This is a genomic window from Bernardetia sp., assembly GCF_020630935.1.
Classification (GTDB): Bacteria; Bacteroidota; Bacteroidia; order Cytophagales; family Bernardetiaceae; genus Bernardetia.
The window spans coordinates 1-14,171 of sequence record NZ_JAHDIG010000024.1; the positions used below are offsets into that span (position 1 = coordinate 1).

Below are 14,171 nucleotides of genomic sequence, written 5' to 3' on the forward strand. Positions count from 1 at the left end.
TTAAAAAACTATTTGCCATTGTCGGTGTCTTACCAATGATATATCATCACAAAAAAAACACCCTGTTCTCGTAATGAAAACAGGGTATTTTTAATTTATCTACTTATCAGATGGGTTATACATTTGTATTTTCATCTGAATCTTTTGCTGTATTATCAGAAGTTGGAGCTTCTGGAGTTTTCTGAATTTTTATTCCTTCTTCTTTCTGTAACTTCTCAAGAGTAGCTAATTTTTCTTCAAAAGGTAAATTAGATTCTGGAGTTTCAGAATATGGTACATTCTGAGGAATAAAGTCATCTTTTGCACCTGGTTTACTGTAATCGTAAGGCCAACGGAATACTTGAGGAATTGCTCCTACCCAGTTGCCGTGTCCAGGGAAGCGAGGTGTTGTCCACTCTAGTGTATTTGATTTCCAAGGGTTTGCTGGTGCTAAACGTCCTTTAAACATAGAGTAGAAGAAGTTAAACACAAATACAAACTGAGCAAGGAACGTCAAGATAGCTGCCGTACTGATAAACATATTCAAGTCTGTAAATAATCCGAACGGTTCAAATGCAGTATGAGAATAATAACGACGAGGGAAACCAGCCACACCGATAAAGTGCATTGGGAAGAATATTGCATATACACCAATAAATGTTGACCAGAAGTGGAAATATCCCATCTTAGCATCCATCATACGACCAAACATTTTTGGATACCAGTGATAAATACCAGCAAGCATACCAAAGAATGAAGCAGAACCCATCACAAGGTGGAAGTGAGCTACTACAAAATATGTATCGTGTAATTGAATATCAATCGCAGCATTTGCTAAGTGAATACCAGTAAGACCACCTACAATAAAGAGAGAAACCAAACCGATTGAGAAAAGCATTGCTGGTGTAAATACCAAGTTACCTTTCCAAAGCGTAGTGATATAGTTAAATGCTTTTACTGCTGAAGGAACTGCAATGATAAGAGTCAAGAACATAAAGATAGTTCCTAAGAACGGATCCATACCTGTTACAAACATGTGGTGCGCCCAAACGATAAACGAAAGAACTGCAATACCAATGATTGACAAAATCATAGCGTGATAACCAAAGATTGGCTTTCTTGAGTTTGTAGCAATTACCTCTGATGAAATACCAAGAGCAGGTAAAAGTACGATATAAACCTCTGGGTGTCCTAAGAACCAAAACAAGTGTTGGAATAAAATTGCGCTACCACCTTGATTTGGAAGAGCCTCTCCACCGATATAAATATCAGACAAGAAGAAACTTGTACCGAAACTACGGTCAAAAATCAAAAGTAATGCTGCTGAAAAGAGTACTGGGAATGATAAAAGACCAATGATAGCCGTAATGAAGAATGCCCAAATTGTAAGTGGCATACGATTGAACGACATACCACGAGTACGCATATTGATTACAGTAGAAATATAATTGATACCACCCAAAAGTGTTGAGATGATAAACAATGCCATACTAGATAACCAAAGCGTCATTCCAAGTCCAGAACCTGGCATTGCTTGAGGTAATGCACTAAGTGGTGGATAGATTACCCAACCTCCAGAAGCTGGTCCTGTTTCAATGAATAATGAATAGAACATTACTAGACCTGCTGCTGCAAAGAACCAGTAAGAAAGCATATTCATAAAACCAGATGCCATATCTCTAGCTCCGATTTGGAGAGGAATAAGGTAATTACTAAATGTTCCACTAAGTCCTGCTGTCAGTACAAAGAAAACCATGATTGTACCGTGCATAGTAACGAGTGCCAAATAAAATTCTTTATCTAATTTTCCAGTTGCATCAATCCACTTTCCTAAAATAGGTTTCAAGAAAGATAAATCTGCATCAGGGAATCCGAGTTGCAAACGGAATATTACAGACATTCCTACACCTATTACTGCCCAAAATATTGCTGTAAACAAAAACTGTTTTGCAATTACTTTATGGTCAGTAGAAAAGATATAGTTTGTCCAAAAATTACCGTGATGCTCATGGTCATCATGATGCTCCTCATGAACGAATCCATGACTATCTACATCATAATATAATTCTTGAACATCTTGTCCGCTTGCTTGATTTGTTGTATCAGCCATAATTATTTGCGGTATTTATTGTAAAATAGATGTATTAAAGTTTAATTTTCAGTTCAATAGTATTGTTATCCTAAATTATTTTGAAGCAAGATTAGAAGGAATATTCTTGATTCCTTGCTCTTTCAAATAATCTACATTTTTAGCAGCCCAAGCTTCTTGCTCATTATACCACTTATCAAATTCATCAGCTTCCATTACAGTAACTTTTGCAAACATAGCAAAGTGGCTACCTCCACAAATTTCTGTACAAGCTAATTTATATTCGAAAGCATCCCAGTTAGGGTCATTGTTTTCTTTAAGTTCTTGCTTTACGTCTTCTGCCGTCTTTGTAGGCTTAAACCAAAACTGTGTAGGCATTCCAGGTACAGCATCCATTTTCACTCTAAAGTGAGGTAAGAAAACACTGTGCAATACATCACGAGAACGTATTTTCAAAAGAACATTTCTACCTTTTGGTAGGCGTAATTCTTGAAACATAAAATCATCGTAATTAGATTCGTCTGCTTCAAAGTCCATCCCTACTTGATTGGTTGCATCAATTTTCATGTAGTTTGGTTTCCCAATCTTCTTGTCTTTACCTCCATAACGGAACTTCCAAGCAAATTGGTGTCCCATAATTTCAATAGCCAAAGCATCTTCTGGAGCTGGGTCAGTAACCTCAGACCATACTCTCCAACCTGAAACAACAAGCATAGTAAGAACAACGGCAGGAACAATTGTCCAAGCAATTTCTAATTTGTTATTGTGAGGTATAAAAGTTGCTCTTTTGTGTTCTCTGTAACGATACATATATGGAAAGAAAAACAACAATATATGAGTCAGAATAAAAACAAAGAATACTACAGCAGTAGTAACCCAAAATAACATATCAATATCTACTCCGTGTTCTGATGAGGCTTCTGGTAAAATATACTTCACCTTTTCAGAAAATCCATAAGCAAATATAGAAGCAAAAAGCACAAAAAAGAATGCTATAAATAAAATCGAATTGACTTTATTAGACATTCCTACTCTGCCATCTCTGTTGCTTGGTTCTTTTACATCTTTCGCTACACGCACAAGCATGAATACACGATAGATAAGAGCCATTAAGACGAGGAACAGAGCGCCGACAGCAGCAATAAGTAATCCGTTCATTTGTATAATTCAGTTAAAAGTTTTATTGAATGTATAATTATATGCTATGTTTAATATATCATTGTCAGTAAAGTAATTATGAGTAAGAACTTCTTAAGACAAGGATTATATATAGTACTTTACGAAAAAGCATTTTGTTATATAGGAAGGTTTTCAAAACTTTCAATTATTTTTGAAAACACTCACAAAACATGTTGCTTTCTCAATTATATGATACAAAAATAAGGTTTTCAAACCAATTTAAAAACCTTATTTCAGTTTATTTCTTACTTTGTTTCAATTTATATTGAATCTTTTTGTAAAGAAAATTCTAAGTTTCGTGGTTATATGCTTCTTCCAAAAGTGGGTGGTTTTTAGCTACTAGAGGAGCTTTAGACAAGCTCATTCCAACTAGATAAGCAAACACACCTACAAATATGAATGGCATTCCAAATTCTAAGAAACCATAATCACCATTCTCACGAAGTGTTCCTGGAGTCATCATTTGATAGAAGTCAAACCAGTGTCCGATGATTACAGCAATACAAATTACTTTAAGAATTGTCATCTTACGTTTTGCATTACGTGTCATAAGTCCAAAGAAAGGAACTATGAAGTTTACAAAGATAATGATGAAAATATATTTTCTATAAATAGGACTAGAAAGACGCTCTACAAAATAAGCAGTTTCTTCTGGAATATTTGCATAGTAGATAAGCAAAAACTGGCTAAACCAAACATACGTCCAGAAAATGCTAAATGCAAATACAAACTTTCCTAAATCGTGTAAATGATTTTCATTGATAAATTTTAAGTAACCAGCTTCTCTAAGCATCACAACTGTAAGTGTAATAGCTGCGATACCTGCTACCCACCAGCTTGCAAAGTGATACCAACCAAACATTGTACTAAACCAGTGTGTATCAATAGAAAGTGTCCACCACCAAGCTGCAACAGAAGAAGTAATTCCAAAGAAAACCACAAAACCAGCAGACAACTTCACCATGTTTTTGTAATGCTTTCTAACTTGAGCAGGACTTGTAGCCTTATCTTCTGCTAATGAATTTTTACGAGTAAAGAAGTGGAACAAAAACCATCCTCCAATAATTGCAATAGAACCTCCAATAAAGAAAGGAATATTTAAAAATGGACTCTTTCCTGCAATTATACCATCGTATGAAGCACTTTGGTCATTGTATAACGCAAGGTCTGTCCAGTGAAAAATTTCGTGGTATCCCCAAGCAAAAGTAGCAAGGAACAAAACTAATCCGACAGGTAGAAAAGAAGCAAAGGCTTCTGGTACACGCTTAAATCCTGCTGACCATCCTGCCATAGCAATATATTGGATAGCCACCCAAAATACTCCAATTACAGAAAGACCAATAAAGAAAATAACATTTATCCAAAGGTTTACCTTCACTCGGTTTGTCCAGTGGTAAGCGTGGTGTCCTCCTTCATCTCCAGTATGAACTGCTTCATTTCCATCAACAACACCAACACTTGTTGGAGCATTTTCAGGGAGTTCTTGCTGTAGAGAAGAAAGCTCATTTCCTGTCATTTCGATGGCAGCATGGGCTTCACCGTGATGTCCAGAGTCAGTAGCCATCATAACCAACCCAATGATGGAAGATATAACACCTATGGCTATGATTATAAATATGGTTCGTTTTGCTTTTGCCGAGAAGACAAATTGTTCATTCAGTGCTTCTCTATCAAAGTGATAATCTTTATGTGCACCCATTACGATTAATAAAGTTTATGTATAGTCTGCGAAATAGTTTTCAAAGACGGTTAGTAATTTTCTTTTAATAATTGAAAGTCTTGGTAATAAGATTAAGGCTTTCCTTGTTGTAATTGTTGTACATAACGTACCACTTTCCAACGTTCTTCTGGATTGAGTTGAACTTTTACAGGCCACATACGTCCTTTTCCGTACGTAATTACGTGGAAAATCCAACCTTCATTCAGAGTTTTGTAACGCCCAGCTGTATAGTTAGGCACACCATTATATACTGCACCTACTTTTCCATCTCCTTTTCCTTCTTTTCCGTGGCAAGCAGCACAATAAGTTAAGAATAATTCTTTTCCGTGAGCTAATGCTTGCTCATCGTCTGCTGCAATTGGGCTTTTCCAAAGTTTAGCAGCCAACTCTACGCTATCTCTATGGATTTCATAAAACATAGATGTATCTTGCAAAGATTCTGTAAGATATTTCTGACGTTTTACTGTTCCCACAGGTGGCATCAGCATATTAGAAACTTTTTTTCTCAATTCTGGATTCTCAGCCAACTCTTCTTCAGTGTAATATCCATAGATAGAAGCTGGAGAAGTATTGAAGTAATTATCAATAGGAGAATACCAATGGGCATTATTATCAATAACTTGGCTAAGAGGCTCATAAGGAACAGAATGATACATCTGAGGTGCATACTCAACTCCTGGATAATTTTCTTCTGCCCCACAACTTGTTAAGAAAGTAATGCCTATTACTCCCAAAACAGTATATAAAGTAGAAAATGTAAATATATTAAATAGCTTCATTGCTTTTATTTGTTATACTAAATTAATATCAGTGAGTAAAAAATTATTTAGGTCGGCTAGTAGAACGTACACCATACTTAAACAAATCACTCAAATATTTGAAGAAAGAAGGATTATTTTCTTCTTCTGTAAAGTCTTTACGGTTTACTTCTTCTGCGTGAGCTTCTTCCAATACAGATTTGATTTCTGCTTCTGAAAGGCTATTTTTTGCTAAATCAATAGCAACAATATGCTTATCATCTGTACTACGACGGTCAAAGATACGAGGAACTTTGTAAGGTTTCAAATCTTCAGAAACTAAAAAAGAACCTACCATACCAAAAGCAGAGAAAAGAACTGTCATCTCAAATGATACTGGAACAAAGTCTGGAATAGAAATAAATGGCTTTCCTCCAATAATCATTGGCCAAAGCGCACCCATCATTCCTGTTTGCATAGAGATAGCACAAGTAGTTCCTAATGCTCCAAACATAAAAGCTGCTTTTGGAAGCCAAGAATGTCCGTATCCTAGACTTTTCTCTAATCCGTGAACTGGATAAGGATTAAATACTTCATAGATAGAAATTCCTTTCTCCCGAATATGTTCAACACCGTGTTTTAGGTCGTCTTCATCACTATAAACACCTAAGATATAGTGCTTATCTACTTCCATTGTATTTGATGTATTTGCCATAATTTTAATGTATTTTATATCTGACTCTTTGTTGTTTAATTTTAAATACTGCTTAAGAATTAAACGACATCGTGAGGGTCTTTGATAGTTTCTCTATTTTTATAAACGTGGTGGTTAGATGATTTCAATACTGATTTTACTTCTGCCATGTTTATTACTGGGAAGAACTTAGCAAATAAGAAGAAAAGAGTAAAGAACAATCCGAATGTAAACACATAACACATTACGTCCCAAGCTGTTGGGCTAAAATATGCCCAAGAAGAAGGAAGATAACCATTGTGAAGCGACGTAACGATAATTACAAAACGCTCAAACCACATTCCAATATTTACAATAATAGAAAGGATGAAAGTAAGAACAATACTTGTACGAACTTTCTTAAACCAAAATACTTGAGGAGAAATTACGTTACAAGTCATCATTGACCAATATGCCCACCAGTAATCTCCAGTAGAACGGTTGATAAAACAGTATTGCTCATAAGGAACACCTGAATACCAAGCCATAAATAATTCTGTAATATAAGCAATACCCACGATTGAACCTGTTACCATAATGATAATGTTCATCAGTTCGATATGCTCTAAAGTGATGTAGTGTTCCAATTTATATACCTTACGAGTAATAATCATAAGGGTAAGTACCATTGCAAAGCCAGAGAAAATCGCACCAGCAACGAAGTAAGGAGGGAAGATAGTCGTGTGCCACCCTGGAATTACAGAGGTTGCAAAGTCCATACTTACAATCGTGTGTACAGAAAGTACAAGAGGTGTTGAAAGACCTGCCAAAATCAATGACATAGCTTCGTAATGAACCCAAGCCTTAGCACCACCTACCCAGCCAAGACTAAGCGCACCATAAAAAATACGACCAAAACGAGTAACAGCACGGTCACGTATAGTCGCAAAGTCAGGCACAAGTCCCATAAACCAGAAAACGAGTGATACAGAGAAATACGTTGAGATGGCAAATACGTCCCAAAGAAGTGGAGAGTTGAAGTTTACCCAAAGAGAACCAAATGTATTTGGAATAGGCAATACCCAATAAGCTCCCAACCAAGGACGACCCATGTGAACGATAGGCCAAACGGCTGCACAAATAACGGCAAAAATTGTCATTGCTTCTGCTGCACGGTTGATGGCAGTACGCCACTTCTGACGGAAAAGTAAGAGTACAGCAGAAATAAGAGTTCCTGCGTGACCAATACCAACCCACCAAACGAAGTTAGTAATATCCCAAGCCCATTGTACGGTCTTGTTCAGTCCCCAACGACCAATTCCATTCCAAAGCATATCTCCTAAAAATGCTCCTCCTGCTACAAGCAAAACTAAGGCAAAAGCAAAAGCACCCCACCACAATGGAGCTGGATTGTCTTCTACTCTTCCTGCAATATCTTTAGTAATATCGTGATAGGTCTTATCACCAGTTACTAAGGGTTCTCGTACATCTGATATTATTTGCATGATGATGTAATAATGTTGTGATGATTATCTAATAATTTTCTTTATATAGTTGAAGCAAGGCTCATAACCAAGTTACAAACCTTGCTATTTTGTATTTTATGATTCCACAGTTTGTTCAGTTGCAGTAGTTGCACCAGAAGGAACAAATGCTTCTTCTTGGTTACGAACTTTTGTCAAGTACCAAACATTTGGACGAGTGTTAATTTCGTGTAGAACGTTGTAAGCTCGCTTATCCAACTCTGGCTCTAACATCTTAACAATCTTGCTGTCTTTGTTATTCAAGTCACCAAATGTGATTGCATTGGTAGGACACGCACTAGCACAAGCAGTAACTACTTCGCCATCACGTACTTTACGTCCTTCACGTTTAGCAGCCAATTTGCCTTCTTGAATTTTCTGAACACAAAGTGAACATTTTTCCATTACACCACGAGAACGAACCGTAACATCTGGATTTAATACCATCTTGCCAAGTGCATTGTTCATGTTATAATCAAACTCATCGTTGTTATGATATTTAAACCAGTTGAAACGACGAACTTTATAAGGACAGTTGTTAGCACAATATTTTGTACCCACACAACGGTTGTATGTCATTTGATTAAGACCTTCTGAACTGTGTGTAGTTGCAGCAACAGGACAAACTGTTTCACAAGGAGCATTATTACAGTGCTGACACATCATCGGTTGGAATACCACTTCTGGATTTTCAGAAACCTGCTTAAGTTTATGATAATCAGAAGCAGAAGCATTCTCACCCTTTGGCACTTCAATAGAAGCAGTATAGTAACGGTCAATACGCATCCAGTGCATTTCACGACGATTTTCTACTTCTGTCTTTCCAACAACTGGAACGTTGTTTTCCATACTACAAGCTACCAAACATGCCGAACAGCCTGTACAAGTATTTAGGTCAATGACCATCCCCCAGTGATGGAGATTATACTCAAAAGTATCAGCAGCATACTGGTCTCTTTCACGTTGGCGAACAAGCCAGTTATCTTCTGAACCTGGTTTGATATTACTTTCTGCTTTGGCTTCTGCTTTAGCGATTGCATCGTCTTCTGAACCATAGCCATCGCTATCAATATCCCAGATAGAAATATCAGTAGGTTCTACTTTCTTTCCATCCATTGTAACTTTAGGGTCGTACTTGTCTTTTATCAAATTATCAACATTCTGATAATCTTTCAAGATAGCTTCTTGTATAATGGTTTCACGACCTAAATACGTTTGGTGAGTCTGAGTACGAGCAATTTTTTCTGTATCTCCTACTGCCTCAATCTTTACTCCATTAGTGCGTGCATACTGGATAAATCCATCACGCATAGAGAGCATTTTATAAGCATTTGCACCAGCAGCTTCAACAGAAACTTTACCTAAGTTAGCTTCTTCTGTATGTCCATAACCTAACGAAATTGCAATCGTATTGGCTGGCATACCTGGTTGAATGATTACTGGAAGTATGTAATCTAAACCTTCTACTGTAACTTTTGCTTTTGAAGTCTTTACTTCAACCGTTTCAAAGCCAAGTTCAGCAGCTTTTTGCATAGAAACAAGAACAGCGTGTCCCCAAGTTAGTTTTGTGATTGGGTCTGGTGTTTCTTGAATCCAAGGGTTATTTGCCATTGAACCTGTTCCCATTACAGGAGCAGCATAAACAACTAATTCTACCTCACTTCCTTGTGAAGCAACTGTTGTTTTGTAATTCTTAGTGATATTAGCATTTACACTTGACCAATCAGCATCTCTGTAAGAATCTGTTGAAGTCATTACTGGCATTTCAGCCTCTTCTGTCATTTCTGTTTCATCAGTAACAGAAGTTGTATCTGTTGCTACTGCCAAAAGAGAAGATGAAGCTGTATTATTTCCATTGGCCTTGTAAACACCATCGTGTAATACTTTTTTCCAAGCGCTTTCAAAATTCATTCCTCCAGTAGCAATGCCTTTTTCTCTCCAAGCCTTACGAAGATATGTATAATAATCTCCTTCCATTCCACCCCAAATGAGTAGGCTGTCTTGGAACTGGCGAGTATCAAAAATTGGATTGATAGTAGGCTGAACAAGGCTTAAATGACCTGCTTTTGGTTCAGCATCATTCCAAGACTCTAAATAATGACGGTCTGGAGTAAGATACTGACAAGAACTAGCTGTTACATCAACTCTGTCAGAAGTTGAAACAGAAAGTTTTGATTTTGGAAGTGCTGCAGCAATTTGCTCTCCCATTGGGTGGTCATACACAGGGTTACAGTTATAGAAAATAACTCCTGCTCCACCTTTTAATTCTGTAATAAAATCAGCCATCTTCTTGTCATCACCTTTACGCTGATAAGAAGGAGATTGCATATCAATCGTAGTGCCGTAGCTTCCTAATTTCTGATTGATAGCATTTACGATTTGCTGAACGTCTGGGTCGTTTGAGCCAGAAACTACAAGAGCTTTTCCATTAGCAGCTTTCAAATCTTTAAGAAGTTGCTGATAGTTTTTATCTAAAACAGCATTTTCAAATTTAAAAGAACCACCAATACTTCCACCAAGCGCATTGTAAAGAGCAGCTACGATAGCTCCCTCTTGTGAAGGAGAAATTGGAAGACGGTAATCTGCCGAAGCACCTGTATTTGTATAAACTGATTCAATTTGATAGTGGCGAGACATCGTTTTCTTGTTTTCAGAAATCTTACGAGTCTTCGCATACTGTACTGAATGCTCAACTTGAGAAAGCCAATAGCCTAAAAAGTCTGCATTGATAGAAACAATAAGGTCTGCTTTATCAAAGTTGTAGCTAGGAACTACTCTTTTCCCGAAACTACGGAAATTTGCTTCCATCATACCAGAAACAGAAACAGGGTCGTAAGACACATGTTTTGCTCCAGTTTTAGCACAGAATTCATTTATAAGTTTTTGCGTCGTCGGACTTACTACAGTCTGACTCACAATATTAAGATTAGAGCCTAAAGAAGAAATCTTTGAAGAAATTTCACTATCAATGGTTTTCCAATCTGTTTTTTCTTTTCCTTTTAATGGATGTTTTACTTTCTCGTTATCGTAAAGCCCTAAAACAGATGCACTAATACGAGCATTTACTTTTCCGTTAGAAATTGCAGAAAATGCGTTTCCATCTGCAAAAATAGGACGACCTTCACGAGTTTTGATAACTACTGGACTAGCCTCACCTCCATCGATAAATGTAGAAGCATAGTAGTTAGGAATGGTAGGAATTACTTCCTCTGGTGCTGTAAGATAAGGAATTGCATGCTTCACAGGAGCTTCACAAGCTGTAAGAGAAACTGCTGCAACACTAAATCCCATCACTTTTAAGAAATCACGACGAGAGCTTTTTGTAACATCATCATCGTCTGTATTATCGCCATAGGCATCTTTCATTTTGAGATGCTCTGGAAATTCTTTTTCAGCGTTTTGGATAAAATCAGGGTCATTTTTTAATTGTTCGATGCCCTTCCAATATATGCGTTCACTTAATTTCATTTTCTTAGGTTTAAGTTGTTGAGCGACAAGTTAATGGTTTAATAGTGACATTTAGAACATTCTAACCCACCAATATCTTCAACTTTTAAAGGTTCTTTAGAAGTAGAATTATGCAATTTGATAAGATTATCATAATAATCGTTTCCTTTTGCATTTACATCCCATTCACGGTGGCAGTTGATACACCAACCCATAGTAAGTAGCGACACTTGTTGTACTACTTCCATTTCTTGAATCTCGCCATGACACGTCTGACATTCAATACCACCCACTTTTACGTGTTGAGAGTGATTGAAGTAAGAAAGGTCTGGTAAGTTATGTACACGAACCCACTGAATAGGCTCATTTTTTTCAATAGCGTTATAAATTTTTTGAATCTCTGGAGAACCACGACGAAGCTCGCCATGACAGTTCATACAAACATTTGCAGAAGGAATAACAGCAGATTTACCTTTTTCTACTCCCGAGTGACAGAATTTACAGTCAATTTCGTAAAAACCTGCGTGAAGTTTGTGAGAGAATTTAATAGGCTGTGTAGGTGCATATCCTTGTTGTACACCGATTGTCCAAAGTCCTGCAAAAAGTTCTTTCGCACCAACAGCAACTAAGACAAATAATACAACGCCAATAAATGCTGGGCTTGTAAAGAAGGCTTTAAAATCAAATATAGATTGAGTAACTACTGCATCTTCGTCTTCTTCTAGTTTTTCTTTCTTGAGATAGTTTGAAAGAACCGAAGTAAGCACTACCAATACTAAAGCTACTACTAATAAAATAGCGATAAGCGCAATTACAATTCCTAATAAAAGACCCGAATTCGCTGCTCCTCCTTCTTGTGGAGTTCCTGTTTGCCCTCCTCCATTATCAACAACAGTTGTAGGTACAGGAACAGTTTTGATATAATCTAAAATAGAAGCGATTTGAGCATCTTCAAAGAAGTCGTGATTTGGCATCATTTGCCCATACTCCTCATAAAGCTTTGCTGCGTAATCGTTACCACCAGTAATTACCTTTTCTGGATACTTAATAAAGTTGATAACAGCAGCACGGTCTGGCCAGCGAGATTCTACTCCTACAAGAGCAGGACCTACTACTTTTTTGTGTACTGCGTGACACTGCGCACAGTTACCTTCAAAAAGTTCTTTACCTTGAGCTATTACTTCTGGACTTGCTCCTGCGTCTGTTGTTGCAGCAGCTCCATCATCAGTAGTTTGTGCAGTTGAGTCTTGCTGTGGTTGTGCATATACGCTCTGTGTGGAGAGTACAGTAATGGTTGAGAAAACCAAAAGCATCAAAGCAAAACAAAAAGCACTTCCTGTAACTCTTTTCTTTAGATTACGTTTGTGGAAACGCATCCTTTCAGAATATGATTTTTGTATTAGTAGTTGTTTGAATAACATATCTTTTAAATAATATAGGTGGCAAGCACGAAATTATATAAAGTTAAATATTTATTGTTTGACTTTATCTTGACGAGAATTTGTATCAAAACAAAACCAACATATCTAGCTATTTATGAGACTGTGCCGTTTTCGTGTACAAAATTAGTATGCGTATTGGTTTTTATCAATGTTTATTTCAAATTCTCTTGAATTTTGTTTTTCACAAAAAAAAGATAAACACTTGAAATACAGACATTTACATTTTTTTAATATTTCTTGAACCTTAATTTAAAATGATTCTAAATAATTTACCCTCTCTTTTTACTTCTTTTCATTTAATTATAAAGAAAGTTAGGATAAAGACATATCAACTCTATTGAAGATTATAATTAGCAAAGAAACTTGCTTATATCCATTTCTAGCAAACGGATAGTATAAAAATTATTTCCACAAAGAAAAAGAAATCAGAATAACTCAAAACACGCTTCTAATAAAGAAAGAACTTCACAATTCGTTGGGTGGGTCTGTGCTAAATATCAAATAGGACTTTCGCAAAGTTATTTTCTTGACAAAACATTGTTTCGTTTCTTGATAGCATTGAGTTTACGAGCCCAACACTAAAACACACACTCAACCAAATAAAATTTGGCTGAACCTCATTTTTGCAAAATCCTTAAGAAAAAAGAATTACTTAATTTGATAAAGTTGTAAAAGTATATACTACTAATTTCTTTTTTTACAAAAATTTTACTTACCTTTGCGTCTTAGTTTTCGAAAACGCTAAAAAACCAATTAAAATTATGTCAGTTACAAGATTAGAACGCAAATTGCGTCGTCGTCGTCGTGCTTCTGTAGCACGCAAGAAGATGCTCAAAGACAACAACTTTGTTCCTCCAATGCTCAATGTAGATGTTGAAGCTATCAAAGCAGAATTTGAGAAAAACAAAAAATCATAAGGTCTGATGCTTTCTCACAAAAGACCAAAATATAATAAGAAACCTTCTTAATTTTACTTTAAAATTAGGAAGGTTTTTTTCTTCGAAGCCTTTTAGTTTTTCATTAAAAAAAAGAACTAATTCTATCAAACTTAGGTTGTAGTATCAATATTCAGAAAAAGTTAGGATAAATTTAAAAAAAAATCACTTTTAGTTTTGGATTATAAAATAAAACCCTTACTTTTGTAACCGATTTGAAACAGAGAGGTATTGAAAGATTAATACATTTCTATTCAAAAAAGTGTTTTTTGCTTGCCCTGTAGTTTAATTGGCAGAACAGCGGTTTTTGGTACCGTTAGTTGAGGTTCGAGTCCTTGCGGGGCAACATTTATTCTAAATCATTCGTTAAGAATATACCAAAACACAAATAAGTTTTTTGCTTGCCCTGTAGTTTAATTGGCAGAACAGCGGTTTTTGGTACCGTTA

At 36.3% G+C, this 14,171-nt stretch carries 9 protein-coding genes and 1 tRNA gene; 2 read left to right on the forward strand and 8 right to left on the reverse strand.

Translation table 11 applies throughout. The features are described from left to right. Positions 1–115: 115 nt before the first annotated feature. The 8 genes from QZ659_RS08470 to QZ659_RS08505 all read right to left on the reverse strand — a co-directional run bounded on the left by QZ659_RS08470 (position 116) and on the right by QZ659_RS08505 (position 12,723). Positions 116–2,089, reverse strand: coding sequence for a cbb3-type cytochrome c oxidase subunit I (locus tag QZ659_RS08470; RefSeq protein WP_291724870.1), 1,974 nt, complete (start codon positions 2,087–2,089; stop codon positions 116–118). Between the two features lie 75 nt (positions 2,090–2,164). Continuing rightward, on the reverse strand, positions 2,165–3,226 hold the full coding sequence (locus tag QZ659_RS08475; protein WP_291724873.1) for a cytochrome c oxidase subunit II: 1,062 nt from the start codon (positions 3,224–3,226) through the stop codon (positions 2,165–2,167). A 310-nt stretch (positions 3,227–3,536) separates the two neighbouring features. Continuing rightward, complete coding sequence (locus QZ659_RS08480) at positions 3,537–4,946, reverse strand: quinol:cytochrome C oxidoreductase (RefSeq protein ID WP_291724876.1); 1,410 nt, start codon at positions 4,944–4,946, stop codon at positions 3,537–3,539. Between the two features lie 92 nt (positions 4,947–5,038). Continuing rightward, positions 5,039–5,746 (reverse strand): c-type cytochrome, encoded by a 708-nt coding sequence (locus QZ659_RS08485; RefSeq protein ID WP_291724878.1) that lies wholly within the window; start codon positions 5,744–5,746, stop codon positions 5,039–5,041. Positions 5,747–5,789: 43 nt separating this feature from the next. Then, on the reverse strand, positions 5,790–6,419 hold the full coding sequence (locus tag QZ659_RS08490; protein WP_366935854.1) for a DUF3341 domain-containing protein: 630 nt from the start codon (positions 6,417–6,419) through the stop codon (positions 5,790–5,792). Positions 6,420–6,478: 59 nt separating this feature from the next. Further along, entirely contained in the window at positions 6,479–7,882 is a 1,404-nt protein-coding gene (gene nrfD / locus QZ659_RS08495; RefSeq protein WP_291724881.1) for an NrfD/PsrC family molybdoenzyme membrane anchor subunit, read from the reverse strand. Between the two features lie 96 nt (positions 7,883–7,978). After that, positions 7,979–11,368, reverse strand: coding sequence for a TAT-variant-translocated molybdopterin oxidoreductase (locus tag QZ659_RS08500; protein ID WP_291724885.1), 3,390 nt, complete (start codon positions 11,366–11,368; stop codon positions 7,979–7,981). Positions 11,369–11,406: 38 nt separating this feature from the next. Beyond that, positions 11,407–12,723: a c-type cytochrome gene (locus QZ659_RS08505; RefSeq protein ID WP_291724888.1), complete on the reverse strand. Its 1,317-nt coding sequence runs from the start codon at positions 12,721–12,723 to the stop codon at positions 11,407–11,409. An 827-nt stretch (positions 12,724–13,550) separates the two neighbouring features. Between QZ659_RS08505 and QZ659_RS08510 the strand changes: the two genes are divergently transcribed. Both QZ659_RS08510 and QZ659_RS08515 read left to right on the forward strand, forming a co-directional pair. Beyond that, complete coding sequence (locus QZ659_RS08510) at positions 13,551–13,706, forward strand: hypothetical protein (protein WP_291724891.1); 156 nt, start codon at positions 13,551–13,553, stop codon at positions 13,704–13,706. 292 nt (positions 13,707–13,998) lie between these two features. Continuing rightward, positions 13,999–14,070: transfer RNA gene (locus tag QZ659_RS08515), tRNA-Gln, on the forward strand. The last annotated feature ends 101 nt before the right edge of the window (positions 14,071–14,171 follow it).